The sequence below is a fragment of the Pseudodesulfovibrio thermohalotolerans genome (assembly GCF_021353295.2).
Lineage (GTDB): Bacteria > Desulfobacterota > Desulfovibrionia > Desulfovibrionales > Desulfovibrionaceae > Pseudodesulfovibrio > Pseudodesulfovibrio thermohalotolerans.
The window spans coordinates 1,495,087-1,520,930 of the sequence record NZ_CP120635.1; the positions used below are offsets into that span (position 1 = coordinate 1,495,087).

Sequence of the window (25,844 nt, forward strand, 5' to 3'; positions counted from 1 at the left end):
CAGACTGTGAAGGATAGGCACGCTTTATGGATATCGTGACGCTACTGGGTCTCGCCGTCGGCTTGTCGCTCATCATCGGGGCCATCATCATCGGCGGAGCGGTCGATGTTTTCATCAATATTCCCGGCATGATGATCGTTGTCGGCGGAACGCTTGCCTCCATTCTGGTGGCTTTCCCGTTCGAAGAGATCATACAGTCCTTCAAGGCGGCGTTCAAGATGTTCGTCGGACGCAAGAGCCGGGTCCGGGACGTGGTCAACATCATGGTCAAGGTGGCCGAGATCAGCCGCCGCGAGGGACTCGTCGCCCTGGAAAACGTCCAGACCGAGAACATGGTCCTCAAGAAGTCCTGTCAGCTCATCGCCGACAATGCCGACCCCGCGCTCATCCGAACCACCCTGGCCATCGAGATCAACTCCATGCGCCGCCGTCATCAGGTGGCGCAGGACGTGTTCAAGAGGCTGGCGGCTCTGGCCCCGGCCTTCGGAATGATGGGCACGCTTATCGGCCTGGTTCAGATGCTTTCCCAACTCAACGACCCCAAGTCCATCGGTCCGGCCATGGCCGTGGCTTTGCTGACCACTTTCTATGGTTCGGCCATGTCCACGCTCTTCTTCATCCCCATGGCGGCCAAGCTCAGGGCGCGTACTTTGCAGGAGCAATTGCACCTTGAAGTCATCTTCGAGGGGGCGAAGTCCATACTTGAGAACAACAACCCCCGTCTGGTCTATGAGAAGCTGTCCTCCTTCCTGGCTCCGGCGGAACGCGAGATACATCGATGAGCCACGATTACGAAGACGACCTGCTCCTCGATTTCAGCGAAGACGAAGAGGAGAGCTCCGAGTGGTTGACGACCTTCGCCGATCTCTCCATGCTGCTGCTGGTCTTTTTCGTGCTGCTCTATTCCATGTCCACTCTGGACAATGAGAAATTTTCCAAGACGTTCTCTTCGGTGACCCAGGCCCTGCAAGGCAAGATGAGCAAGATATCCACCAGCAGGATAAGCAGGGAAGAGGCCGGTGTGCTCATCGATCAGGCCCTGATGCGCCGCCAGATCATCGAATCCCAGCGGAAGGTGTTTGCCGAGGTCAAGACACTACAGACTCGGAAGGGCGTGGAAGGGCTGGTCAGCGCGAATTTCGAGGACGGAGTCATCACCCTCCGCGTACCGGGCGACGTCATGTTCGAGTCCGGCCAGGTGGAGCTTTCGCCCAGGGGAGTGGCGCTGGTCAACGACCTCAAGGATTTCTTCATCAAGCACAAGGATCAGAATATCAAGATCATCGGCTATACGGACAACGTCCGTCCCAGCGGCCGGTCCCGGTTCAAGGACAACTGGGAGATATCGGCCATGCGCGCCGTGAACGTCCTGCGCGAGTTGCTCCACATGGGGCTGGAATCCACCCGGTTGACGGCTACCGGACTCGCCTATCTCAATCCTCTTTTTCCGAACACCTCGCAGGAATATCGGGCCAAGAACCGGCGGGTCGAATTTGTGCTTGAAAAGCGTGTGTCCGGCAAGTAGACGGCGGCGGACACGAATTTTATCCCAGAGAGGAGACGAATGGATTTCAGCATCAGGTTGCCCGAAGAAGAAGAGCGGTTGCGCAAGGCGTTCCGTACCAGCGTGCCCGGCCTGACCGCCGGGTTTCCAGGCCTCGACATGGTCTACGATGTGCTGGATCTCAGTGCCACGGGAGTCGCCGTGCGCGATGAGAGCGGCCGGTTTGTCGAGAAGGATACCTACGATGTGGAGTTGAGGATCAATAATCGACTGTTCATCGGCGGGGCCCGGGTCATGTGCATGAGAGTGCATGACAGCGGAGTTGTGGGGCTGAATTTTGTGGACTTGGATCGGCAGAAGCAGATCAAGCTCGACAAGGTGGTCCTAGAGGTGCAAAAAAGACGTATAGCCCTGCAAAAGAAAAAACGCGAGCAAGGTTGACGGTGCAACAAAAAAACATCGACCGCCACAAGGTCCTCATAGCCAACCGAGGCGAGATCGCCATGCGGGTCATGGGCGCGTGCCGCCGCCTGGGGATCGATTTCGTCTGTCTGTGCACGGCTGAGGACCGGGCGTCCGGTCATGTGCGGCTCGCTCGCGAGCTGGCCGGTGACGATGCCGTTTATTCCATTTCCTCCTACCTTGACGCCAACGAAATTTTTTCCGTGGCCGACGCGAGCGGAGCCACGGCCGTACACCCCGGCTACGGCTTCTTTGCCGAGGACTTCCGTTTCGCCCGGCGCGTATTGCGGCGCGATCGGCCCATGGAGTTCATCGGGCCTTCCTGGTGGGTCATCCGCGACCTGGGCGATAAGATCAACACCAAGCGCATCGCCCGTTCCCTGAACGTGCCCACCGTGCCCGGTTCCGACCGTCCCGTGTACAGCGAGATCGAGGCCGACGAGATCGCCTCCAGCCTGTTCGAGTTTCAGGCGAGTCAGGGAATCGTGGACGGCGTCATCATGGTCAAGGCCTCGGCGGGCGGCGGCGGCATGGGCATCGAGGAGGTCGGCAACTTCAACGAGTTCCGTTCGGTGTTCCGGCGTATCCGCAACTACGCCAAGCGTAATTTCGGCGACGAGGGCGTGCTCATCGAGCAGCGAATCTTCGATTTCAATCATCTTGAGGTCCAGGTCGTTTCCGAACGGGGCGGCAGGAACCACGTGCATTTCGGCACGCGCAACTGCTCGGTTCAGTCCACCGGCAAACAGAAGCGCATCGAGGTCGCTCCCGGTTTCGCGCCGGGCGTGGTCCCCTACACCTTCGATGCCGCAAGGGTGCTGTCGGAGATCACGGAGCACTCCCTGGCCATGGCCCGCGAGACCCGCTACGACAATGTGGGCACCTGGGAGTGGATTATCACCCCGCGCGGCGAGCCGTTCCTCATGGAGGTCAACACGCGCATCCAGGTGGAAAACGGCGTGTCCGCCATCATTTCAAGGGTCGACGGGCAGCCCGTGGACATCATCACCGAGCAGATTCGTCTGGCCCTGGGAGAGCCCCTGCGCTACGGGCAGGAAGACATTTCCTTCGAGGGCGTGGGCATCGAGTACCGGCTGGTGGCCGAGAACACGGCCAACCGATTCACCCCCTGCGCCGGGACCATCTCGCGCCTGGCCTGGGCCGATCACGACTGGCTTCAGGTTCACACCCAAGTGCCCACGGATCGCGAATACGAGATTCCCATGGAATACGACCCGAACCTGGCCCTGGCCATCGTCTGGGGCGGAGATTTGGCCGAGGCCAAGGCGCGTGGACTGGAGTTCCTGGACGAACTGGTTCTGGAAGGGGAGTGCGGCAGCTCTTCCGATGAATTTTACAGTAACATCAAGTATCTGAAGGCCAAGACCGGCGGGCTTCTGGAGTTCTGAGCATGGACAGGGAACGGAGAATCCAGGGCCTGAGAGAGCGGCTGCATTATATCCAGGACATCTTCGCCAACCGCGACGACGAGTCCATACGGTTGCTGGCCGCCAAATTCGGCGAGCTCATCGAGCGCCATGAGACCGTTTCGGGCGGGGCCAAGCGCGAGGAGCTCGCACGTATCGAGGACCTGTTCGATTTCTCAGAGCGCAAGCTCGACACCACCCTTACTCCCATGGATCGGGTGCGCATCGTCCGCCATCCCCAGCGGATATGTCTCAAGGACATTCTGGAGAACGTCTACGACAACTACACGGAAATCGGCGGCCGGGGCGAGTACAACATCGATCCGAGTATGCTTATCGCCCGCGCCGTGTTCTCCCGCAGGGTAGGCGACAAGGTCATCAATCAGATGGTCATGGTCATCGGCCAGGAAAAAGGGCACGGCGAGGCTTTCCGCAACGGCGGCTCGGTCAAGCCGTGGGGCAACGCAAAGGCCTTGCACTACATGAAGGTGGCCGAGACCGAGAACATCCCGGTACACGCTTTCGTGTTCACGCCGGGGGCGTATCCCGTGGAAGACTGGCCCGGAGCGGCCCAGCAGATCGCGCGTAATCTCTATGAATTGGCCGGGCTGCGCGTGCCGGTCATTTCCGTTTTTTCCGAGGGCGGCTCGGGCGGGGCCGAAGCCATTGGTCTGGCCGATCGCAGGATCATGCTTTCCCACGGCTACTATTCCGTCATCTCGCCCGAAGGCGCGGCGGCAATCGAGGCCGGACTGCGCAGTGGCGACCGGACCACCCCGGAGCTTATCGAGAAGTGCGCCCGGCAGTTGTGCATCACTGCCGAGGACAACCTGCGCAACGGCTATGTGGACCGCGTGTTGCAGGAACCTCCGTTGGGTGCCCGTCCGTATCATTACGACTTTTTCCACGAGCTGCGGCGCGAGCTTATCCAGACCACCAACGAGGTGGTCAGCTCGGTCAAGTCCATGAAGCTGTATCGCGCCATGGCCGTGCGCACTTCCAAGACCGACGACGCCGAATCCATCTACATGCGTTGGACCCTGTCCTCGTCCGCGCTCGACAGGTTGGTGGATTTGCGTCAGCGCAAGTTCAGAGCCATGAGCCGTCATGCGCGCCTGGACGGCACCGGCATCGTCAGCCGGGCCGTGGCCGCCACCAAGGGGACCGTTTGGGCCGCCCATTCCTTTGTGCGTTACGACCTGCTCGGGCGGCAGAAGAAGCGGCTCAACGCCGTGTTCGAGGACCTTGGGGCCGAGGCGCATCTTGTCCGTCACAAGGTATTCATGCCGCTGAAGAAGACCTTGGATCGCGTCCTGCCCGGCAACAACGGGGAGCCGCCCAAAGTGGGAGAAGCCGTGGTGGACAGGCTTACCCGGCTTTCCTGCCCCGAGGACGGCGCTTGTCTGGTGGGCAGCGAGTGGGCCTGGACCAGCCCGCGCAGCCAGGAGGACCGGACCATCTCCTGTCCCAATGTGCGCACCCATCATTGCCCGGACCTTTGGGTTCCGGATCTTTTCGGCGATTTCGCCGGGGTCTGCCCCTCCTGCGGCCACCATTTCCCCATGGAGTACCGCTGGTATCTTGAAAACGTCTTCGGCTACAGCGAGGCCAAGGAGTTCAACCGGCAATTGGAGTCCGTGAATCCGCTGGGCTACGAGAAGTTCGACACCAAGCTGGACAAGGCAAAGGAGCGGACCGGCCTCAAGTCCGCCTGCATCACCTTCGAGACCTCCATCGAAGAGGTGGACACGGTGGTGGCCGTGCTTTGTGCGCCTTTCAGGGGCGGTTCAGTGGGCGCGGCCGAGGGCGAAAAATTCATCCGCGCGGCCGAGCGCGCCACCCGCAAGCGTCAGCCGTTCATCGCCTACGTGCACGGCACGGCGGGCATCCGAATCCAGGAGGGCGTCAACGGCGTCATCCAGATGCCGCGCTGCACCATCGCCGTGCGGCGGTACATCGACGCAGGCGGCCTCTACCTGGTGCTCTACGACACCAACTCCTATGCCGGTCCGGTGGCCAGCTTCCTCGGCTGCTCGCCGTATCAGTTCGCGGTGCAGTCCTCCAACATTGGCTTTGCCGGGCCAGGCGTTATCAGCGAGACCACGGGCACTGCAGTGCCCCCCAATTATCATCAGGCCTACCACGCCCTGTCGCGCGGCCACATCCACGGCATATGGGATCGTCGCGAGGTCAAGAAGAACCTCCATCAGTCGCTCCTGACCATGGGCGGGCGCAACCTTTACTATCGCTGATTTTTATGAGACACCCCCAGCGTGTCCCGTGTTTGAAACAGACACGAATTAGATCGCAATAGAGGAAAAATAGTGCTTAATATCAAAGAGTTACTTGATAAAGTGAAGGCTTCACCGTACCGCGAGATCGTGGTTCGCGCCCCTCACACCGGCGTGGTCTCCTTCGCGTCCGTAAAGCCCGGCGAAAAAGTCCACGGCCCCAGGGGCGAGTTCATGGAGAAGCCCGGCACGCTGCTGGCGCAGCTTACCCGCGAGAAGAACGAGAAGCCCATCCTCGCCCCGGAGAAGGGCGTCATCGAGGCGGTGCACACGCGGTACGAAGGGCAGTTCGTCGAGGCGGGCGAGCCGTTGGTGACCATCAAGCATTACATGACCCGCAAAGAGGTCATCGAGCTCATCCTGCAGGAGGCCCTGTACCTGTTCCGCGCTCCCGAGCGGGCCAAGTATTATTTTGTCCCGGAAGTGGACCAGAAGCTCAAGGTTTCGGGCAAGCGTTCGGTCAAGGTCCACGACGGCATGGAGTTCCTCATCGTGTCCCGCATGAAGCGGGAAACCCCGCTGGCCTATTCCGGGCCGGAGGGCATCATCTACTCCGTCTACTTCGGTCGGGGCGAAAACGTGGACGAGGGCGAGCCTCTCATCGGCGTCTGCCCTGAAGACCAGCTCTCGGTCATCCAGGATGTGGTGGCCCGCATTCAGAGCGAGTGGGAAGAAGAGGCGTAGACAAATCGCAGGCCGGGAGGTTCGGCATGGGCAGATTGCTACAGATTCGGGTGTTGGCATGGACGTATAGTGAGGACGAGGTGCGCAAGACCTGGCCTTCTCTGTGGAATCTGGCTTGGGAGGACAGTTCCGCCATCCCAAAAAAGGGCGTTCTGGAGCTGGCCGATGCGATCTTTGATGCCGTTCGCGCCGGGCTCATTCCCGGTAATCAGGCAGATGTCCTCAGGGAAAACGCCGAAAAGGCCGACCGGCTGCGTTTGGCCATAGAGAAGGCCTTGGGCGATTGGCGTCCTGGCGACGCGGACAAGCTCACCTATGAACTGGAAGACACCATGGACGCACTTGAAGACAGTGCGGCCAAATTCTGATATTGATTTTTCAAAGACGAACTTTTGTTAGGTAAGGAGTTGAAATGGCTGGCAGCTTGAATAAAGTGATCCTCATCGGCAGGCTCGGGCGCGACCCCGAGTTGTCCTATACGCCCAACGGTCAGGCCCGTTGCAAATTCTCCATCGCCACGGATGAGGGGTATCGCGACCGTCAGACCGGCCAGCGGGTGGAGAAGACCGAGTGGCACAACATCGTGGCTTGGCGTCAGCAGGCCGAATTTTGTGGGAATTATCTGGCCAAGGGCCGGTTGGTCCTGGTTGAGGGCAAGCTTCAGACCCGCAAATGGCAGGATCAGAATACCGGCCAGGATCGGTACATGACCGAAATCGTGGCCGACAACATTCAGGGCCTGGATCGTGCTCCCGACGGCCAGCAGGCCGGGTATCAGCAGCAGGGTGGCTACCAGCAGCAAGGCGGCTATCAGCAGAATCGCCCGCAGCAGAATCGTTCTCAGCAGCCGCAGAACGGTTACCCGCAGAATCCTCCCCGGCAGGATGAGGAGGAGGATTTGGGTCCCGCCTTCCCGTCTGAGGCCAGCGGCATGGACGACGTACCATTCTAGCCCGCGCACAAATACGTTTTTTAAAAGGCCGGTCCGTAAAGGACCGGCCTTTTTTTATGCGCGTTCAGCCGTTTTCGTCTTTAACTCGGCTCGTATCGTCGGATCGAATCATGTCATGCAGCATGGCCCGCTAAGGGATGGAGAACCCCGGCTTTCCGGGCAACGCCCCGTTGCAGGTGGAATTTCCCTGCCGGTGTACCGAATCGGCACAGCCGTGCGGAGAGCTGGTTGCATGAACCGTCTCTAGGTGTAACAGATGATGTTCTGGAATACCGCGTTATCCGTGGCCGCCTTGTATTGATGGGTCACGTCGGCGTGGAATTTGTGAGCATTCCCCGTCTCCAGTCGGTGGAGCTTGCTTCCGTATATCAAATCCACCACGCCTTGGAGAACCACCACATGTTCCACTACGCCGAAGCGGTGGGCGGCGGAAATCTGGTGATGTCGATTGAGAAGGGTGACTTCGAACAACTCCATGCGCGTCGTCGGATCAAAGGGGAAGACTTCCCTGATGACCATGTTCGGGTCGCAGGGGATTGATACCTGCCGGAAATCCGAGCCCTCCTTGCCCTCGAAAAACGATGCGAAGGAAATGTTCAACCCTTGGGCGATCTTTCCCAGGGTGGTGATGGTCGGTGCAGATTCCCTCCGTTCGATCTGGCCGAGCATGGCCTTTGACACGCCTGTGAGCAGGGCAGCCTTTTCCAGGCTTATTTCTCTGTCCTTCCTGCATTTTTTAATTCGATCTGCAATTGTGGACCGGATGTCGTCCGTTGACATTGAGTCTCCTTGTGCGCTTTAGCGCACGATTGGTAACTGTCTGTACGTTATAACGTACGAAGCCCGTCGTAACAGGCGTATTCGCCGTGCGCAAGAAATTCAGGAGTGATTCTGAGGGTTGCGGATGGTTTGCGGGCGGCGGTCTGTTTTGTATTTTGAGATTTCCCTGTGGGAGGTGTTAATTGGGTTACAAAAAAAGTTTTTCTTCTTTGAATTATGACCGTAGCCAAGAGGGTGTTTTACCGTTGATGTGTTCGAAAAATGCACACCTAACATCATGAAAAATATAGTTTAAATTTCAAAAGGCGGTTGACCTGAAACATTCATGGGAATATGTTAAGTCCAACCCGGCATAATTGTTTGGTTGTCGGAGTTTGGGTGCAAAAAAGCGTCCAGGGGCGTCTATACTCTTGTATTATGTCCCATTAGGCATATAAGTGTGATAATACGTGTCCGAATGGCGGCGTCTCCAGTTCGAAAAAACATGAGCCGCCCGATTCGAAGTTTGGAGTGCGAGACAATGAAGACCGTTCCAGTTGAGGAAGCCGTGGGCATGGTGCTGTGCCACGACATGACCAAGATCGTCCCCGGGGAATGCAAGGGACCCGTGTTCCGCAAGGGACATATCATCGCGGAAGAGGACATTCGGACGCTGCTCGAAATCGGCAAGGAGCACATCTATGTGCTGGATATGGAGAAGGGCTGCATCCATGAGAACGAGGCCGCCCGGCGTATCGCCGAGGCCGCAGTGGGTCCGCACATCGCCTTGTCGGATGTCTCGGAGGGGCGCATCAATTTCATCGCGGAGCCCGGCCTGCTCGACGTCAATGTCGAAGCCCTGAACCGCATCAATTCCATCGAAGAGGTGGTCTTGGCCACCCTGCATACCGGCCAGCAGGTCACGGAGACCCGGCCCGTTGCCGGAACCCGCGTGGTCCCGTTGGTCGTCAGGGAGGAGAAGATTCGGCAGGTGGAGGCCATCTGCGCCGAGTATGACTACGTGGTCGGTATCCGTCCGTTTCAGCGGCTTAACGTCGGGCTGGTGACCACCGGAAGCGAGGTCTACCACGGCCGCATCAAGGACAAATTCGGGCCGGTCATCCGCAAGAAGTTTTCCCGGCTCGGTTCCGAGGTCATGGGGCAGACGCTGACCTCGGACGATCCGGCAATGACCCGTGACGCCATTCTGGCCTTCATCGCCGGAGGCGCGGAGATGGTCGTGGTCACTGGCGGCATGTCGGTGGACCCGGACGACCAGACGCCCACGGCCATCCGCTCAACCGGGGCGGAAGTCATCACCTACGGTTCCCCGACGTTTCCTGGCGTCATGTTTATGGTTGCGGATCTGAACGGCGTGCCCATTCTCGGACTGCCGGGCTGCGTCATGTACTACCGGGCCTCGGTTTTCGACCTGATCGTCCCGCGCATTCTGGCCGGAGAGAAGATTGCACGCGAGGATATCGTTTCCTTGGGGCATGGCGGTTTTTGCGCGACCTGCGAGGTGTGTCGTTATCCCATCTGCCCCTTTGGCAAATAGTTTACGGTTCCCCGGGAACCCAACGTATCTGCGAGACAGTGAGAACAAATTAGGAGGAAAACTGCCATGATTAAACGGACGCTCCAAGTGAATGGAGTCCCCAGGATCGTCGTGTGCGAGCCTGAAGAGTCCCTGGCCAATGTGTTGCGCCAGAACTTGGGACTGACCAGCGTCAAGATCGGTTGCGGCACGGGTCAGTGCGGCAGCTGCACCATCCTGCGGGATGACAAGCTGGTTCGGTCCTGCACCGTCAAGATGAAGCGGGTCAAGAACAACACCAAAATCATGACCCTGGAGGGTCTCGGTACGCCCGACAACCTCCATCCCATTCAGATGGCCTGGATCGCCTTTGGCGGCGCCCAGTGCGGTTTCTGTTCCCCCGGTTTCCTGGTGTCCACCTACGCGCTGCTGACGGAGAACCCGAGCCCGACCCGCGAAGAGGTCCGCGATTGGTTCCAGGCTCACAAGAATGTCTGCCGCTGCACCGGCTACAAACCTCTGGTCGACGCCGTTATGGCCGCCGCCGAGGTCATGCGCGGCGACAAGACCATGGATGACCTGACCTTCAAGATTCCCGAAGACGGCCGCATCTGGGGTACCAAGTACCCGCGTCCGTCCGCCGTGGCCAAAGTCACGGGCACCTGGGACTTCGGCGCGGACACGGGTCTGCGTCTGCCTCCCGGAAGTCTGTACTGCGAGCTGGTCCAGGCCGAGGTTTCCCATGCCAACATCCTGTCCATCGACGTGACCGAGGCCGAGGTCGTTCCCGGTGTCTTCAAGGTCGTGACCCACAAGGACGTCAAGGGCAAGAATCGCATCACCGGCCTGATTACCTTCCCGACCAACCTCGGCGACGGCTGGGATCGTCCCATCCTGTGCGACGAGAAGGTCTTCCAGTATGGTGACGCCATCGCCATCGTCTGCGCCGACACTCCGCAGGCAGCCAAGGAAGGCGCGGCCAAGGTCAAGGTGGAACTTGAGCAACTGCCCGAGTACATGAGCGCTCCCGCCGCCATGGCCGAGGACGCCATCGAAATCCATCCCGGCACCCCCAATGTCTACTACGTGCAGAAAGAGGCCAAGGGCCCGGACACCAAACCCATCTTCGAGAACGCTGATGTGGTCGTGGAAGGCGACTACTACACCCAGCGCCAGCCGCATATGCCCATCGAGCCGGACGTAGGGTTCGCCTACATCGGCGAAGAGGGCAAGCTGGTCATCCATTCCAAGTCCATCGGCATCCATCTGCACCTGCTGATGATCGCTCCCGGCCTGGGCGTGGAACCCGAGAACATGGTTCTGGTCCAGAATCCCACCGGCGGCACCTTCGGCTACAAGTTCTCCCCGACCATGGAAGCACTGGTCGGCGCGGCTGCATTGGCGACCGAACGTCCCGTGTTCCTGAACTACACCTGGAAACAGCAGCAGCAGTACACCGGCAAGCGTTCCCCGCAGTTCACCACCGTGCGTCTGGCCGCCTCCAAGGACGGCAAGCTGCTCGGCATGGAGACCGATTGGACCGTGGATCACGGCCCGTATTCCGAGTTCGGCGATCTGCTGACCCTGCGTGGCGCACAGTACATCGGCGCCGGTTACGATATCCCGGCCATCCGGGGTGAAGGCCGCACCGTGTGCACCAACCACTGCTGGGGCGCGGCTTTCCGCGGTTACGGCGCTCCCGAGTCGGAGTTCCCCTCCGAGGTGTGCATGGACGAGCTGGCCGAAAAGCTGGGCATGGACCCGCTGGAGTTGCGTTACAAGAACGTCTACCGCAAGGGTTCCACCACGCCTACCGGCCAGGACCCCGAGGTCTACTCCCTGCCTGAGATGCTCGACAAGATCCGTCCCAAGTACGAGGAAGCCAAGAAGTTCGCGGCCGAAAACTCCACCGACGCCAAAAAGCTCGGCGTGGGTGTTGCCGTGGGCGTGTACGGTTCCGGTCTGGACGGTCCGGACACCGCCGAGGTGGATATCGCCCTGAACGAGGACAACACCGTCACCGTCTTCACCGCCTGGGGCGATCATGGCCAGGGCGCGGACATGGGTACCCTGGGCACCGCTCACGAGGCCCTTCGTCCCCTGAATCTGGCTCCGGAGCAGATTCACCTGACCATGGGCGACACGAGCCAGGCTCCGGCGGCCGGTCCTGCGGGCGGCAGCCGTTCCCAGGTTGTGGTCGGCCAGGCCACCAAGAACGCCTGCGAACTGCTCATTGACGCCATGAGGAAGCCCGACGGTTCCTTCCGCACCCATGAGGAAATGGTCGCCGACGGGCTGGAACTGCGTTACCACGGCAAGTGGACCGCTCCGGCCAACGATTGTGATGCGAACGGCCAGGGCAACCCGTTCTGCTGCTACATGTACGGCGTGTTCCTGTCCCTGGTTTCCGTGGACGTCGCCACCGGCAAGACCACGGTTGAGAAGATGGTCACCGTGGCCGACATCGGCGTGGTCAACAACTACCTCGTGGTGGATGGCCAGATTCACGGCGGCATTGCGCAGGGCATCGGCCTCGCGCTGTCCGAGGATTACGAGGATATCAAGAAGCACGCCAACATGGCGGGTGCCGGTATTCCGTACATCAAGGACATCCCGGACGACATGGAGATCATCTACGTGGAGACCCCGCGCCCCGATGGTCCCTTCGGCGCGTCCGGCGTCGGCGAGATGCCGTTGACCGCCCCGCACGCGGCGATCATCAATGCTATCTACAATGCTTGCGGCGCGCGTATTCGCGAGCTGCCCGCCTACCCCGAGAAAGTGCTTGCCGCCTTCAAGGGCTAACGGCACCAACCCGTAATAACGGCGGCCCGTGCCTTGGCATGGGCCGCCTTTTTCCGTAAGTGGTGACCTATGGAACAAGCGGAATTGAGACAATGGGAACATCGGTGCATTCAGGAGGAGTCCCCGCAGTGCGTTGCGGCCTGCCCCCTGCATGTTGACGCCCGGGAATGCTGCACATTGCTGGCCGTGCGCCGCGTCGACAAGGCGTGGGCCGTGCTGGCCAAGACCATGCCGCTGCCGGGGGTGCTGGCCCGCATCTGCGACGGGCCGTGCAAAGCGGCCTGCCTGCGCAAGGACATCGGCGGCGCCATCGAGATGGGAGCGCTGGAGCGGTTCCTGGCAGCCTCGGCAAAACCTGCCAAGCCGCCCAGGCCCCTGCCGCGCAACGGTAAGTCCGTGGCCGTCCTCGGAGGCGGCATGACCGGCCTGTGCGCGGCCTGGGAGATCGCCCGCAAGGGGTTCGCCGTGACCGTGTATTGCGCCGCGCCGGACGTTGGCGCGGCTTTGCCCGAAGGCGTGCTCGAAGGGGAGCTTGAAGCCATGGACCGCATGGGCGTCACCCTGGAGCGGGGCGTGGAGCCCACCTCCGAACTGGTGGAAACCCAATTGGAGGAGAGGGACGCGGTCTTCGTGGACAGCGATGCCGTGAGCGATGCGGTCCTCAATTTTGGTGAGCCGGACGAAGTGACCCTCGGCACCAATCGGCTGGGGCTTTTCGCCAGCCGTCCGGGGGAGGGCTCGCCTGTCTTTCAGGCCGCCGCCGGACGCCGCGCCGCCAATTCCATCATGCGTTTTTCCCAAGGCGTGTCCATGGTCAAGAGCCGCGAGCTGGAAGGCCCGTATGATACGCGTCTCTATACCAATCGGGCCGAAATGGAGCCGGTGGAGCCGGTGGCCGTCGGCGATGGCTATGATGAGCCGCGCGCCGTGGAGGAGGCCGCCCGCTGCCTGAAGTGCGAGTGCATGGAATGCGTCAAGGGGTGCGTTTACCTCAAGCATTACAAGCAGTACCCCAAGGTCTATGTCCGTCAGGTCTACAACAACGAGGCCATTGTCCGGGGCACGCGCCAGGCCAACAAGATGATAAACTCGTGTATGCTTTGCGGGCTGTGCGATACGGTCTGTCCCGAGGATTTCGCCATGGGCGAGGTCTGCCTGGAAGCGCGGCGCAACATGATCGCCAAGGGCACCATGCCGCCTTCGGCCCACGAGTTCGCCCTGCGCGACATGGCCTTTGCCGACGGCGACAAATGTGCCCTGGCCCGACACGCGCCGGGTGCGGATTCGAGCGAATACGTCTTTTTCCCCGGCTGTCAATTGACCGCCACCGATCCCGGCGGGGCGGAGCGCGCCTATGCCGACCTCCGGAACCGGCTGGGCAAGGTAGGGCTCATTCTTCGCTGTTGCGGCGCACCGGCCCGTTGGTCGGGCCGCGAGTCCCTGTTCCGTGAGTCTCTGGCCGAACTCAAGGCGGCCTGGGAGGGGCTCGGCTCTCCACGCATCATCGCGGCCTGTCCTTCCTGCATCAAGATTCTGCGCGAGGCCATGCCCGAAGCGGAGATTGTCTCCCACTGGTCCGTTTTGAGCGCCCTCGGGTTGCCCGGGACCGCCCTTCGGGACGTGGGGACCCTGGCCGTGAACGATCCCTGCGCGGCTCGCGAGGATGGTGCGCTGCGTGCCGACGTGCGAGGACTGCTGGATGCCCTGGGCGTGGACATGGTCGAGCCGAAGTACTCCGGCGAGCTGACCCAGTGCTGCGGCTATGGCGGCTTGCTCAACGAGGTGGACCCCGCCCTGGGCGAGGCTGCCGCGAAGGCGCGTGCCGACGCCGTGGACGAGGATTACGTCACCTATTGCGCCATGTGCCGCGAAATGATCGCCCGCACCGGCAAGCGGGCCATGCATCTGTACGATCTGTTGTATCCCGGCGACGCGGAGCCGGGCGCGCGGCCTGCGCCGGGGCATTCCGAGCGGCGTGAGAACCGCGTCCGTTTGCGCGAGAAGCTTCTTCGGGAACTGTGGAGCGAGGCGGACGGCGTTTCGGCCGAGGACTTTGAAAAGATTCGGGTGGAGTGCACCGAGGAGGGCGCGGCGGCCATGGAGTCGCGGCGCATCCTGAAAAGTGACGTGCAGAAGGTCCTGCTCCAGGCGGAGCGGTCCGGCAAACATCTGGTGCACGGCGGGACCGGCCGTTTCCTGGCCTCGTTCCGTCCGGCCGTGGTGACGTATTGGGTGGAATATCAACCCGATGGCGACGGGTATCTGGTGCACAACGCCTGGTGCCACAGAATGCATATCGAGGGAGCGCAGCCATGAGCGTGATTAAGGTGCCCGGAGCCGGGGCCGACGGCTGGAAATGCGGCCATTGCGACCGGGAAATGGTCATGAAGCCGGTGGAGCTTACGTATCTCAACTCCCTGTTCAACGTGGAGCTGCCTGTCTGTCCCGAGTGCGGTTACGTGTTCATCCCCGAGGCGTTGGCCCTAGGGAAGATGCATCAGGTGGAGCAACTGCTGGAGGACAAGTAGCCGTGGCTCCTGAGCCGCGTCCGCTCTGGGAGCGCGAGGAATTGCGCGCCGTGGCCGGAGAGACCCTCCGGCCCGGCGGTTTCGAGCTGACCGACAGGGCGGCGGAGCGTATTGGCGCGGTCCCGGGGTGGCGGGTTTTGGACGTCGGTGCGGGGCTCGGAGCCACCGTTTCCCGATTGCGTTCACGTTATGGCGTGGAGGCATGGGGCGTGGAGCCATCGGCGGCTCAACTGGGACTGGGGTGCGCCGTGCCGGGGCTTGTCCGGGCGCGCGGCGACCGGCTGCCCTTTGCACGGGAGCGGTTCGACGCCGTGTTCTGCGAGTGCGTCTTTTCCCTGTTCGACAACCGACCCGCCGGGCTGGCGGAATTTCACCGGGTGCTCAAGCCCGGCGGCTTCCTGGTTCTGTCCGACCTTTGCGCGTCTAATCCCGTCCCGGAAGATGGAGCGTCCTGCGCGGACCGCGCCGAGCCGTTGGCGGAAACCGTCCGGCTCGTTCGCGGCCATGGTTTCGCCGTCGATTTGCTTGAGGACCACTCGGACCGCCTGCGCGACCTGGCCGCCCGGCTCGCCTGGATAGGGGAGGGTGTTTCCTGCGGCTGCGGGCGGGGGGTGGGCTATTTTCTCATGATCGCGAAAAAACAAGGAGCGTAACGATGCTGGACGACGCCGGACTTCGAGTCATGGAATTGGCCGGAAAAGGATATTGTTGCAGCCAGATGCTGGTCGTCATGGCCCTGGACGAGATGGACCGCGAGGACCCGGATCTGGTTCGGGCAGCGGGCGGGCTGTGCAACGGGCTGGGGGATTGCTCCGGGCCGTGCGGCGTGCTCACCGGCGCGACCCTTGCGCTCGGCCTGTATGGGGGCAAGGGCTCGGATATGGAGGAGCCGGTGGATACGCTGCCGGTCATGCTCGAATCCCTGCGCGACTGGTTCGTCGAGCGGACTCTGGAATACGGCGGGATCACCTGCGGGGCGATTCTGGAAGGCGGCTGCGGCAGTCCTCACCCGACTCGCTGCGGCGGGCTGGTGGCCGAGGCCAACGCCAAGGTTCGCGAGATTCTCGTCGAGAACGGGCTGGACCCGTCCGAGGGGCGTGATCTGTAGTGAGCCAAAGCCCGAGAAGCGTTTGCCCGGTCTGCCTGCGGCTCATTCCGGCCGCTCACGAGACCGTCGGCGACGAGACGTTCCTGGTCAAGACCTGCCCCGAGCACGGGGAGTTTCGAGCGGTGGTCTGGCGCGGCGAGCCTTCCTTTGCCGCATGGGCGCGGCCCAAGGTGCCGTCGAGTCCACGGACGCCGTTCACCGAAGTGGATCGGGGCTGTCCGTTGGATTGCGGGTTGTGCGACGCACACCGCCAGCATACCTGCACCGCGCTTTTGGAAGTCACTTGGCGGTGCGACCTGGGCTGCCCGGTCTGTTTCGCCTCGTCCGGCAGACAGGCTCCGCCCGATCCGTCCCTGGACGAACTGGGCCGCCTGTTCGATCGCGTGGAGCTGGCCTCGGGTTATTGCAACATACAGCTTTCGGGCGGCGAGCCGACCGTACGCGAGGACCTTGCCGATATCATCAGGCTGGGCAAGGGCAAGGGATTTCCGTTCATCCAACTGAACACCAACGGGCTCAGGCTCGCGTGCGAGCAGGGCTACGCCGATCGGCTTGCCGAGGCCGGGCTGGATTCCGTCTTTTTGCAATTCGATGGTACGCGGGATGGCATTTACGAGAACCTGCGGGGCCGCCCCCTGCTCGACGCCAAGCTCGCGGCCTTGGACGCACTGGCCAAGGCCGGGGTGGGCGTCATCCTGGTGCCCACGTTGGTGCCGGGGGTCAATACCGACGATCTGGGCAATATCCTGCGATTGGCCATGGAGCGTTCTCCGGCCGTTCGCGGGGTTCACTTTCAGCCTGTCAGCTATTTCGGTCGCTACCCCACGCGGCCGGGCGACGAGGAACGTATCACCCTGCCGGAGATTATGCGCGGCCTTGAAACCCAGACCGGCGGGATGCTCAAGGCCGCCGACTTCAGCCCGCCGGGTTGCGAGCACGCCTTTTGTTCCTTCCACGCCAACTACGTGGTCACGGAGGAAGGCGGTTTGACCAGGCTTTCTTCAAACGGGGCGTGCGGCTGCACCCCGCGTCCGGCCTCCGAGGGGGCGGACGCGGCCAAGGCGTTCGTCAAGCGTCAGTGGGCCGCGCCGGAGAAGCGACTGCCCATGGCCTTTGACGGGGCGCAGGCCGGGGTATCATCCGACAGTGAGCCGATGGACGCCCTGGACGCTTTTATCCGGCGGGCTGCCACTCATACGCTGGCCGTGTCGGCCATGGCCTTTCAGGACTGTTGGACCCTGGACCTCGAACGGCTCAAGGGATGTTGCATTCACGAGGTGTCCCCTGACGGGCGGCTCATTCCGTTCTGCGCCTATAACCTGACCTCAATGGACGGTGAGACCCTGTACAGGGGGAAATGTCATGAATAGCTCCAATCTAGACCGTTGGCTGGCCGGACGCATGGGGCGGGACACTGTTCCGTCACGCCGCGAGCTGCGCGATTGGCAGTTGCGGCGGCTTCGGGAGATGGTGGATCACGCCAAGCTTGGCAGTCCGTTCTATGCCCGTCATCTGGCGGATTTTTGCGGCGCGGATCTGGATACTCTTGAAGCGTTTTCACGGCTGCCAGAGATAGGTCCGGAACAGTTGCGTTCCGATCCCGATGCGTTGCTGAGCGTGTCCCGCGACGACATAGAGCGGGTCGTCACCCTGTCCAGCTCCGGCACGACCGGGGAACCAAAACGCATTTTTCACACCGCCGACGATCTTGAGGCCACTACGGATTTTTTTGGTTGGGGCATGTCCAACATGGTTGGTCCGGGAGAGACCGCCCTGGTCCTCCTGCCCGGCGCGCGGCCCGGCGGAGTGGGGCGGTTGCTCGACGAGGCGTTGTCCAGGCACGGCTCGCGGGCCGTATCCCATGGCGAAATGTCGGATGCGGATGCGGCTGTGGACCAGTGCCTGGCCGAGAAGGCCGTCTGCGTGGTCGGCTCACCGGCCCATGTGAACCTGTTCGCCCACGCCTGGACTGCGCGCGGTTTGCCCCGTGACGTGATCCGCTCAGTGTTGCTTTGCTGGGACGTGATTCCCGACGCGGTTTGTTCGAACGTGGCCGAACGGTTGGGGTGCGGGGTATTTCGCCATTGGGGCATGATCGAGACCGGCTTGGGCGGGGCCGTGGAGTGCGCGCCGGGTTCGGGGATGCATCTGCGCGAGACCGATGTTTTCGTCGAGATCGTGGACCCGGAAACGGGTCGGTTGCTCCCGGACGGAGAGTTCGGAGACATGGTCGTGAGCACGCCGCTGAAAAAGGGAATGCCGCTCATTCGCTACCGCACCGGCGACGTGGGGCGCATCCTGCCTCGGGATTGCGACTGCGGCAGCCCGCTGCGCAGACTGGACCCGCTGGTTCGGCGCAGGCGCGGCGGCGTGGCGTCGGTATCCGGCGTTTTCTCTCTGTGGGAATTGAACGAGGTTATGTACGGCGTGCCGGGCGTGGCGGATTTCGCGGCCCGGTTGAACAATGGCACGCTGCATCTAGTGGTGTGCGGCGATGCTTCCTTCCAGGCGGTGTCGGACGCGCTCGGGACCCTGCCCGCCGTGGCCGGGGGGCTTGCGGCCGGGACGCTGCGGGTGGATATCGAGAACAAGCATGGCGTCGCCCCCGCCGTTTCCGGGCTGGACAAGCGGCGCATAGAGATAGGGAGTTGAGCAATGAAAGCGTTTGTGCGTGAGGTGGCCGGATTGGCGCGGGCCGGAGAGCCCTTTGTCCTGGCCACGGTGGTCGAGAGTTCCGGGTCCACGCCGAGGTCCTCGGGCGCGAAGATGGCCGTGCGCCGCGATGGGGCCATCATCGGCACCGTGGGCGGCGGCCTGGCCGAGGCCCGTGCCTGCCGGTCCGCCGGAGAGATGTTGGCCGGAGGTGCTTCCGACGGTCAGGCGCGGCTGATGTTTGTGGACATGACCCAGGAACTGGCCGCCGACTCGGATATGATCTGCGGCGGCGGGCTGTCCATGTTTCTCGAAATGGCGTCGCCGAACGGGGAGTGCGCCCGCGTTTATGCCGAGCTGGACGACATGCTGCGCAGGGGCGACGCCGCGACGCTCACGACCTGCGTTCAGGGCGGTGAAACGCCGCTTGTCACCGGGCATGACATCGTCACCGGCAGACCGGACGGCGAGATGCCGGTTTTCAGCCGCGACGGCAATCCCATGGTCCTGGCCGAGCCGTTCATTCCGCCCGCGCCGTTGTATATTTTCGGAGCCGGGCACGTCTCCCGGTTCACCGCGCGGGTGGCGGCCATGGTCGGGTTTCGCACCGTGGTGCTGGACGACCGGGAAGAGTACGCCAATCGGGAACGCTTTCCCGAGGCCGACGAGGTGGTGGTCCTCCCGTCTTTCGCCGGGTGCTGCGACGCGCTCAGGGAAGACCCCGAGGCGTTCGTGGTCATCGTTACCCGGGGGCATATGCACGACCGTAACGTTCTGGCCGAGGCCCTGCGGACAAGGGCGCGCTATGTGGGCATGATCGGCAGCTCCACCAAGCGCGAAAAGATATATGCTTCCCTGCTGGCCGATGGTTTCACCCAGGCGGAGATCGACCGCTGCTATAGCCCCATCGGGCTGCCCATCGGCGGACAGACCCCGGAGGAGATCGCGGTCAGCATCGTGGGCGAGCTTATTCAGGTCCGGGCGGGTAAGGCATGATGAACGGGCTTGCCGCGATCATTCCGGCGGCGGGACTGTCCTCTCGCATGGGCAGTTTCAAGCCGCTGCTTCCCCTTGGAGACGGTACGGTCCTTTCGCGTTGCGTTGCACTTTTCAGGGAGTGCGGCGTGGAGCGGATCGTGACGGTTACGGGCAAGCGGGCCGACGAGGTGGCGGCCTGTGCCGTGGAGGCCGGGGCCGAGGCCGTCTACAACCCGTCATTCGAACAGGGCATGTATTCCTCGGTCCTGACCGGCGTGCGGACATTGGGGGGCGATGTGCGGGCATTTTTCATGCTTCCGGCGGACATTCCCCTGGTCCGGCCCGAGACGGTTCGGCGGCTTGTCGACGAATTCGAGCGGACGCGGCCGTCCGTCTTGTATCCACGATTCGCCGGAGAACGAGGCCATCCGCCGCTCATTGCGGCCGAAATCGTTCCGGCCATTCTGAATCATGACGGCACCGGCGGGCTTCGGGCCGTGCTCGACGGGGTGGAGGCGGACGCGCTGGACCTGGACGTGCCCGATTTCGGCATAGTCCATGACCTGGATCGTCCCGAGGATTACGAGTTGGCCCTGGCAGTGGCCGGGATACGCTATCCGCTTGAGGATGAGTGCGGCGAGTTGTTCCGGGAGTACGGGGTTTCCGACCATATCGTCGGACATTGCCGGGCCGTGGCCAAGGTGGCGACGGCCCTGTGCGGTCGGCTGAACGAGCGGCCGGGCGCTCCCCGGCTGGACCCCGGCCTTGTCCTGGGCGCGGCCCTTACCCACGACATCGGCAAGGGGACCAAGCGGCACGAGGCCGCTGGGGCGGAGCTGTTGCGCGCTCATGGATTTTCGGACGCCGCCGACATCGTGGCCGCCCACTTCGATCTGACCCTGTCCGACGACGCCCCCGTCACTGAGCGGGAGGTCGTTTTCCTGGCCGATAAGCTGGTTCGTTGTCACGGGCCGGTTCCGCTGGACAGGCGATATATGGAGAAGGTGGAGATGTATCGCCACGAGGTGGGGGCGGAAGAGGCCATATTGGGACGTCTTGAACGAGCCCGGGCGGTCATGACCCGTTTCGACCGGGAGTTGAACGATTCTTCCGAACGCATAGCCCGTGAGGCCCTGTCGTGATCGTGCTCCTGCGCCATTGCCGGCCGGCGGGCGGCGATGGGCTGTGTGTCGGCAGGACGCCCCTGCAACTCTCTGCGGATGGCGAGCTTCAGGCCCGTGCGCTTGCCGAAGAGCTGGGGGCGGTTCCGTTCGCGCGGCTGTGCTCAAGCCCCGCCATCCGGGCGCGGCACACTCTCGGGCCGCTGGCGGAGCGGCTTGGAATGCCCGTGGAAATATTGCCAGAGCTGGACGAAATCGACATGGGCGCGTGGGACGGTTTGGCCTTTGCCGATATTCGTGAACGGTTCCCGGAGGAATACGCGGCGCGGGGCCGTCGATTTGGCTGTTTTCGCGCCCCTGGCGGGGAGAACTTCGAGGATGTGGCCGACCGGGTCATGGTTGCCTTGGAGCAGCTGGCCGAAGGAAAGCTTCCCGTGCTGGTGGCGACCCATGCGGGCGTGATCCGGACGGCGCTTTGCCGGGTGACAGGCCATCCTCTGGACGACTTGTTCCGGTTCAAACCGGGATACGCCCGATGTACGGTCTTGCGCCGGGAAGGGAACGGCCTCGCACTTGAGGCGGACGACCTGGATGCCGGGTCGATACGCGCCCTTTTTTGAGTGGCCTTTCGAGGCCGTTGTCTACGTCCGTTTCTGGACGAATTTCGACGTGCTTGAGTAGAAGATGTTGTAGACCAGGGTTAGCAGGCAGGCGAAGACCGCCGAGCCGATGCCTATGGCTACGTTGTAGAAGGGCGGCGCGGTCAGTGCGAGCCGGATCAGCAGGGTCGCCAGGGCGAAGCCGGAGTTGCGGAATATGGCGCGGAATTCGGGCAGGAACCGCTGGGCGATGAGCACCAGCATGATGTCGCTGAAGATCAGCACCGTGTAGAAATTCTTGAAGAAGTGGAAAGGATGCTCGCCGTTCAGCACGTGAAGCCCGTTCTGGATGCCCATGCCCACGAAGATGCCGAGCATGACCAGGGCCACCAGTTTCTTGGCCGCCACGAATTTGAAGAGCGGCTCGCCCTTCTTGAGCGTTTCATCCAGGTTGCCGCGCAGGAGGGAATAGACCCCGAGCAGGCAGAATATGACCACGGCTCCGCCGCCGTCGGAGATGATGATCCACAGCTCCTGTTCGTGCCCGGTAATGGTGATGGGTTCCGGGAAGTCGGCCAGCGCCTTGAAGGCGCTCCGCAGCAGAATCAGCGCGAGGATTTCGAACTGCTTGCCCACGGCCTTTGAAATGGAGCAGGGCAGGGTGAAGATGAGGCTGATGACCTCCAGGATCAGGACCAGCGTGAAGGCCAGGTTGATGGCCATGTAGTGACTGGTGGGAATGATCTCCCCGAAGTGCCCGGTGATCCATCCCTGCCGTTTCATTTCTATGACGCCCAGGGCGAGAATGAAGATCACGACCAGAAAACCGGCCACCGCCCTCTGGGTGGAGTCTTTCTCCCAGTAATGATGCAGGGGGTCGAAGGCGAAGGTGGCCAGGTCGTATATCTTGTGCATGGGATGCTTCATGTTGCCTCCGCGAATGAATCCATCTGTTGTGCGCCGTCAACGACGCGGGTGACGAATTATCAGGAGCGGCTGCCGAAGTAAATAGGATGAATTCCTATTTAACTTAAATTTCAAAAAGCATCTCAAGATCGTCGCGGGTCAGGCTCTTCAGGGCCGACTGGCCGGGAATGATGGCTTCGGCGACGTCCTTCTTCTGCTCCTGTAATTTGAGGATGCGCTCTTCCACGGTATTCTGGCAGATCATCTTGTAGGCGAAGACCTGGCGCTTCTGGCCGATGCGGTGCGTGCGGTCCGTCGCCTGGTTTTCCACGGCCGGGTTCCACCACGGGTCGTAGTGGATGACGTAGTCCGCGGAGGTCAGGTTCAGGCCGGTGCCGCCCGCCTTCAGCGATATGAGGAAGATGGGAATGTCCGGGTCCTCGTTGAAGCGGTCCACCTGTTCAAAGCGGTCCTTGGAGGAACCGTCCAGATAGGCGAAGGGAATTTCCCGAATTTGCAGCCAGTTGCGGATGACATGGAGCATCTGCACGAACTGGGAGAAGACCAGCACCTTGTGGCCGCCTTCGATGATGTCCACCACCAGATCCTTGAAGGCGTCGAACTTGCCCGAAGGCAGGTTGGTGGACACGCCGGGCAAGTTGAGCTTGAGCAGGCGCGGGTGGCAGCAGATCTGGCGGAGTTTGAGCAGGGCGTCCAGAATGGACATTTGGCTCTTGGCCATGCCCTTTTCGTCCACGTCCTTGAGGACCTGGTCCTTGAGCTTCTTGGCCAGGGCGTTGTAGAGCTCGCGCTGTTCCTCCACCAATTCGCAGTAGTGGGTGGTCTCGATCTTGGGCGGCAGGTCTTTGGCCACCTCGGCCTTGGTGCGGCGGAGGATGAACGGCTTGACCCGGGTGCGCAGGTAATCCAGCGTCTCTTCGTCGCCGTCCTTGATGGGCTTGACGATGCCGCGCTGGAAGGAATGCTGTGAACCGAGGAAGCCGGGCATGAGAAATTCGAACAATGACCAGAGCTCGAACAGGTTGTTTTCGATGGGCGTGCCCGACAGGCAGACGCGCAGGCCCGCGTCGAGTTTGCGCACGGAACGGGCGGTGATGGTGTTCGGGTTCTTGATGTTCTGGGCTTCGTCGAGAATGACGCTGGCGTATTCGTATTTCAGCAGCTCGTCCAGGTCGCGCCGGAGCAGGGCGTACGTGGTGATGACCAGGTGTGAGTCCTTGATGTGCTGGAACAGGCCTTCGCGCTTGGCACCGTAAATGGTCAGCCGTTTCAGGCCGGGCACGAATTTCTGCGCCTCGCGTTCCCAGTTGGGCAGGACAGATGTGGGCACGATGATGAGGTTCGGGCCGTCCACGCCGTTGTCCACCAGGGACTGGATGTAGGACAGGGTCTGGATGGTCTTGCCGAGTCCCATTTCGTCCGCGAGGATGCCGCCGAAGCCGTATTCGCGCAGGAAGTTCAGGTAGCTGAGCCCCTGAACCTGATAGGGGCGCAGGGTTGCCTGCAATTCCTTGGGCTGCGCGATGATCTTGATCTGTTCGAAGTTGTTGATCTTTTCGCGCAACTTCACGAAAAATTCGTCGGTCTGGGCCTGGGGCAGGTCTTCCAGAATCTTTTCGAGCACCGGGGCCTCGAACTGGTTGAACTGCTGCTTGGGTGCCTTCTCGGGATCGAAGCCCAGTGCCTTGAGCTTGTGGCCGAGTCTCTTCAGCCAGGACTCGGGCAGACTGGTGTAGGAGCCGTCCTTGAGCTGGACGTACCGCTTGCCCTTGGTCCATGCCTCCCAGATGACCTCGATGGGGACGCGCTGCTCATCGTACTGCACGGCCAGTTCGAGGTTGAACCACTTGTCTTCCTCGTCACTCTCCACTTCAGCCACGACCTGGGGTTGCGTGGTGCGGACCTTGTAGCGGGTCAGGTTCTGCTCGCCGTAAACCCGGTACGCCTCCACGAGCTGGGGATAGTGGTCGAGCAGGAAGTTGATGGCTTCCTCCTGTTCCATGAACCAGATGTGGTTGTTCCTGGGCTGGAAATTCATGTCCTGCAATTCGCTCAGCAGGCGGGCCTCCTCGTCCTGGGCGCGCCGGATGAGGTAGGACTTGCCGCCCTCGTGGTAGGAGCCGGTCTGCAGGTCGGGGTTGGGGCCGGGCATGATGAATTCGCCGTGCTCGTTGGAGTAGATGTTCTGAATCTTGAGCACGAGCAGGGAGCCTTCCTCGTCGAGGTAAAGCTTGGGATCGTAGTCGGCGTCCTGGAAGATGGGGCCGACACGTTCGAGGAAGTCCTCCTGGCCGTAGAGGTCGCTGACCGGAATCTGGGTCCAGACGCGGTCGAGAAATTCGGATACGTCGGCGTGGGGGACGATAGGCTTCTGCTCCACCATGGCCTGGACCAGCTTGGGCTCCAGGCCGGTCTGCACCGGGTAGAAGGAGTTCTTGTAATAGACCCAGAGCGGCAGGCGGCCGTAGAAATATATTTCTTCCTCATCGGTGATGGGGAAGGGCATTTTGTCCTCGCGGGCGAGCAGAATTTCGAAGTTCAGGCCATCCTCGCTCAGGGTGGGGGAGAGCTTGAGCTGCATGGTCTTGGACTCGATGGTGACCGGCTGATCGGATTCGCGCAGATAGAGGTAATATTCGTTCTTGATCGCTCTGAAGAACCAGGAGTGCAGGCCCGCCGGGATTTCCACCTTGTGGCCCCAGTAATCGAGGTAGTGGCCGATCTGTTCGGCCACGCCGGGGAGGGCGGGCGAAGTGTCGCACCAGTCGGAGTTCTCGACAATCTGGGACAGAGTGACCTCGTTCTGCACCTGGGATATGCCCGATTTGTTTTGGCGGGCGCGGAAAAAAGCAACCTGTAGGCGGCCGAGTTCCGGATAGATGCGGTATATGAGGTAATGGCGACCGGCCTCGGGTTCGAGTTCGGTGGCGAAAAAAGGACGGAAGGTCTGTCGCCAGTCCGTGCGCGGGGTGGGCATCCCGCCGCCGGATTCGGTGTCGAGGGACTTGAGCAACTTGACCGCCGTGGCTGCCACGTGACGACAGACCCCGGAAAAGGAGTCCGGGCAGTTGCAATAGTAGTTGATGGTCCTGTCGGACAGGTTCAGGCCGATTTCAGAAGTGTAATTCTGAAAATCGTCTCCGTGTACCTGACCATCGATGTCCCAGTACTGTTCCCGCTTTTTGAGGTCCAGTTTGGCGACGCCGTTGTCGGCAACGATTCCATGGGCGCTCTCCAAAATGTAATCGGGGACGCTATCGCCAATGAAATCCTGCAATATGGATTTGACTATCTGTTCTTCACCGCTGCTCATCGAAAATCTCGTGAAATCATCATCTGAATAAAATTGAACAGAACTTCTTACATATAACCCGGGCAATGGGCAAGCTGGATTTGTTCCCCCCCCTATGTCCATGTGGACTCTTGGCTTTTCGAACACGTTGGTTCATACTGGAAACATCAGCCACGCTCGCACCATTGTATGGTCCAACCAAAATGCTTTTGCAAGGG

22 protein-coding genes are annotated in these 25,844 nt (G+C 61.6%); 19 read left to right on the forward strand and 3 right to left on the reverse strand.

What is annotated here, in order from left to right:
* The first annotated feature begins 26 nt into the window (after positions 1-26).
* From LF599_RS06975 to LF599_RS07010, 8 genes are all read left to right on the forward strand, one after another.
* Positions 27-782 carry a motility protein A gene (locus LF599_RS06975; protein WP_279522788.1) on the forward strand — a complete coding sequence of 252 codons (756 nt, stop codon included), beginning with the start codon at positions 27-29 and terminating at the stop codon, positions 780-782.
* Positions 779-1,525: an OmpA/MotB family protein gene (locus LF599_RS06980; protein ID WP_279522789.1), complete on the forward strand. Its 747-nt coding sequence runs from the start codon at positions 779-781 to the stop codon at positions 1,523-1,525. Before LF599_RS06975 ends, LF599_RS06980 begins: the two co-directional genes overlap by 4 nt.
* A gap of 39 nt (positions 1,526-1,564) precedes the next feature.
* Complete coding sequence (locus LF599_RS06985; RefSeq protein ID WP_279522790.1) at positions 1,565-1,945, forward strand: PilZ domain-containing protein; 381 nt, start codon at positions 1,565-1,567, stop codon at positions 1,943-1,945.
* 2 nt (positions 1,946-1,947) lie between these two features.
* Positions 1,948-3,375 carry an ATP-binding protein gene (locus LF599_RS06990; protein WP_279522791.1) on the forward strand — a complete coding sequence of 476 codons (1,428 nt, stop codon included), beginning with the start codon at positions 1,948-1,950 and terminating at the stop codon, positions 3,373-3,375.
* A gap of 2 nt (positions 3,376-3,377) precedes the next feature.
* On the forward strand, positions 3,378-5,645 hold the full coding sequence (locus LF599_RS06995) for an acetyl-CoA carboxylase carboxyl transferase subunit alpha/beta (protein WP_279522792.1): 2,268 nt from the start codon (positions 3,378-3,380) through the stop codon (positions 5,643-5,645).
* Between the two features lie 72 nt (positions 5,646-5,717).
* Positions 5,718-6,368 carry a biotin attachment protein gene (locus LF599_RS07000; RefSeq protein ID WP_269941178.1) on the forward strand — a complete coding sequence of 217 codons (651 nt, stop codon included), beginning with the start codon at positions 5,718-5,720 and terminating at the stop codon, positions 6,366-6,368.
* Positions 6,369-6,394: 26 nt separating this feature from the next.
* Complete coding sequence (locus tag LF599_RS07005) at positions 6,395-6,736, forward strand: hypothetical protein (RefSeq protein ID WP_279522793.1); 342 nt, start codon at positions 6,395-6,397, stop codon at positions 6,734-6,736.
* Between the two features lie 44 nt (positions 6,737-6,780).
* Complete coding sequence (locus LF599_RS07010; protein WP_269941177.1) at positions 6,781-7,320, forward strand: single-stranded DNA-binding protein; 540 nt, start codon at positions 6,781-6,783, stop codon at positions 7,318-7,320.
* Positions 7,321-7,563: 243 nt separating this feature from the next.
* On the opposite strand, the gene LF599_RS07015 is transcribed toward LF599_RS07010, so the two are convergent.
* Positions 7,564-8,100 (reverse strand): helix-turn-helix domain-containing protein, encoded by a 537-nt coding sequence (locus LF599_RS07015; RefSeq protein ID WP_279522794.1) that lies wholly within the window; start codon positions 8,098-8,100, stop codon positions 7,564-7,566.
* A gap of 520 nt (positions 8,101-8,620) precedes the next feature.
* Here LF599_RS07015 and LF599_RS07020 point away from each other — a divergent pair.
* From LF599_RS07020 to LF599_RS07070, 11 genes are all read left to right on the forward strand, one after another.
* Positions 8,621-9,637, forward strand: a complete 1,017-nt coding sequence (locus LF599_RS07020; protein WP_279522795.1) for a molybdopterin-binding protein — start codon at positions 8,621-8,623, stop codon at positions 9,635-9,637.
* A 66-nt stretch (positions 9,638-9,703) separates the two neighbouring features.
* Entirely contained in the window at positions 9,704-12,421 is a 2,718-nt protein-coding gene (locus LF599_RS07025) for a molybdopterin-dependent aldehyde oxidoreductase (RefSeq protein ID WP_279522796.1), read from the forward strand.
* A 69-nt stretch (positions 12,422-12,490) separates the two neighbouring features.
* Positions 12,491-14,737 (forward strand): pyridine nucleotide-disulfide oxidoreductase/dicluster-binding protein, encoded by a 2,247-nt coding sequence (locus LF599_RS07030; RefSeq protein ID WP_279522797.1) that lies wholly within the window; start codon positions 12,491-12,493, stop codon positions 14,735-14,737.
* On the forward strand, positions 14,734-14,949 hold the full coding sequence (locus LF599_RS07035) for a DVU_1557 family redox protein (protein ID WP_269941171.1): 216 nt from the start codon (positions 14,734-14,736) through the stop codon (positions 14,947-14,949). The genes LF599_RS07030 and LF599_RS07035 overlap by 4 nt, the downstream gene beginning before the upstream one ends.
* Positions 14,950-14,951: 2 nt before the next feature.
* Positions 14,952-15,602 (forward strand): DVU_1556 family methyltransferase, encoded by a 651-nt coding sequence (trsM, locus tag LF599_RS07040; protein WP_279522798.1) that lies wholly within the window; start codon positions 14,952-14,954, stop codon positions 15,600-15,602.
* A 2-nt stretch (positions 15,603-15,604) separates the two neighbouring features.
* Complete coding sequence (locus LF599_RS07045; RefSeq protein ID WP_269941169.1) at positions 15,605-16,057, forward strand: DVU_1555 family C-GCAxxG-C-C protein; 453 nt, start codon at positions 15,605-15,607, stop codon at positions 16,055-16,057.
* Positions 16,057-17,427, forward strand: a complete 1,371-nt coding sequence (gene trsS, locus LF599_RS07050) for a radical SAM (seleno)protein TrsS (RefSeq protein WP_279522799.1) — start codon at positions 16,057-16,059, stop codon at positions 17,425-17,427. The genes LF599_RS07045 and trsS overlap by 1 nt, the downstream gene beginning before the upstream one ends.
* On the forward strand, positions 17,420-18,709 hold the full coding sequence (locus LF599_RS07055) for a DVU_1553 family AMP-dependent CoA ligase (protein ID WP_279522800.1): 1,290 nt from the start codon (positions 17,420-17,422) through the stop codon (positions 18,707-18,709). The genes trsS and LF599_RS07055 overlap by 8 nt, the downstream gene beginning before the upstream one ends.
* Before the next feature lie 3 nt (positions 18,710-18,712).
* On the forward strand, positions 18,713-19,705 hold the full coding sequence (locus tag LF599_RS07060) for an XdhC family protein (protein WP_269941167.1): 993 nt from the start codon (positions 18,713-18,715) through the stop codon (positions 19,703-19,705).
* On the forward strand, positions 19,702-20,829 hold the full coding sequence (locus tag LF599_RS07065) for a DVU_1551 family NTP transferase (RefSeq protein ID WP_279522801.1): 1,128 nt from the start codon (positions 19,702-19,704) through the stop codon (positions 20,827-20,829). Before LF599_RS07060 ends, LF599_RS07065 begins: the two co-directional genes overlap by 4 nt.
* Complete coding sequence (locus LF599_RS07070) at positions 20,826-21,428, forward strand: histidine phosphatase family protein (protein WP_279522802.1); 603 nt, start codon at positions 20,826-20,828, stop codon at positions 21,426-21,428. Before LF599_RS07065 ends, LF599_RS07070 begins: the two co-directional genes overlap by 4 nt.
* A gap of 21 nt (positions 21,429-21,449) precedes the next feature.
* Here the strand turns inward: LF599_RS07070 and LF599_RS07075 are convergent, their stop codons facing one another.
* Both LF599_RS07075 and LF599_RS07080 read right to left on the reverse strand, forming a co-directional pair.
* Entirely contained in the window at positions 21,450-22,334 is an 885-nt protein-coding gene (locus LF599_RS07075) for a hypothetical protein (RefSeq protein ID WP_279522803.1), read from the reverse strand.
* A gap of 103 nt (positions 22,335-22,437) precedes the next feature.
* On the reverse strand, positions 22,438-25,647 hold the full coding sequence (locus LF599_RS07080; protein WP_279522804.1) for a DEAD/DEAH box helicase: 3,210 nt from the start codon (positions 25,645-25,647) through the stop codon (positions 22,438-22,440).
* Between the last annotated feature and the right edge of the window lie 197 nt (positions 25,648-25,844).

Excerpts from the sequence above, each read along its gene's own strand:
- LF599_RS06975 (WP_279522788.1), top strand. The coding sequence starts at position 27 with ATGGATATCGTGACGCTACTGGGTCTCGCCGTCGGCTTGTCGCTCATC.
- LF599_RS06980 (WP_279522789.1), top strand. The coding sequence starts at position 779 with ATGAGCCACGATTACGAAGACGACCTGCTCCTCGATTTCAGCGAAGAC.
- LF599_RS06985 (WP_279522790.1), top strand. The coding sequence starts at position 1,565 with ATGGATTTCAGCATCAGGTTGCCCGAAGAAGAAGAGCGGTTGCGCAAG.
- LF599_RS06995 (WP_279522792.1), top strand. The coding sequence starts at position 3,378 with ATGGACAGGGAACGGAGAATCCAGGGCCTGAGAGAGCGGCTGCATTAT.
- LF599_RS07005 (WP_279522793.1), top strand. The coding sequence starts at position 6,395 with ATGGGCAGATTGCTACAGATTCGGGTGTTGGCATGGACGTATAGTGAG.
- LF599_RS07010 (WP_269941177.1), top strand. The coding sequence starts at position 6,781 with ATGGCTGGCAGCTTGAATAAAGTGATCCTCATCGGCAGGCTCGGGCGC.
- LF599_RS07015 (WP_279522794.1), bottom strand. The coding sequence starts at position 8,100 with ATGTCAACGGACGACATCCGGTCCACAATTGCAGATCGAATTAAAAAA.
- LF599_RS07020 (WP_279522795.1), top strand. The coding sequence starts at position 8,621 with ATGAAGACCGTTCCAGTTGAGGAAGCCGTGGGCATGGTGCTGTGCCAC.
- LF599_RS07025 (WP_279522796.1), top strand. The coding sequence starts at position 9,704 with ATGATTAAACGGACGCTCCAAGTGAATGGAGTCCCCAGGATCGTCGTG.
- LF599_RS07030 (WP_279522797.1), top strand. The coding sequence starts at position 12,491 with ATGGAACAAGCGGAATTGAGACAATGGGAACATCGGTGCATTCAGGAG.
- LF599_RS07035 (WP_269941171.1), top strand. The coding sequence starts at position 14,734 with ATGAGCGTGATTAAGGTGCCCGGAGCCGGGGCCGACGGCTGGAAATGC.
- LF599_RS07045 (WP_269941169.1), top strand. The coding sequence starts at position 15,605 with ATGCTGGACGACGCCGGACTTCGAGTCATGGAATTGGCCGGAAAAGGA.
- LF599_RS07055 (WP_279522800.1), top strand. The coding sequence starts at position 17,420 with ATGAATAGCTCCAATCTAGACCGTTGGCTGGCCGGACGCATGGGGCGG.
- LF599_RS07060 (WP_269941167.1), top strand. The coding sequence starts at position 18,713 with ATGAAAGCGTTTGTGCGTGAGGTGGCCGGATTGGCGCGGGCCGGAGAG.
- LF599_RS07065 (WP_279522801.1), top strand. The coding sequence starts at position 19,702 with ATGATGAACGGGCTTGCCGCGATCATTCCGGCGGCGGGACTGTCCTCT.
- LF599_RS07075 (WP_279522803.1), bottom strand. The coding sequence starts at position 22,334 with ATGAAGCATCCCATGCACAAGATATACGACCTGGCCACCTTCGCCTTC.
- LF599_RS07080 (WP_279522804.1), bottom strand. The coding sequence starts at position 25,647 with ATGAGCAGCGGTGAAGAACAGATAGTCAAATCCATATTGCAGGATTTC.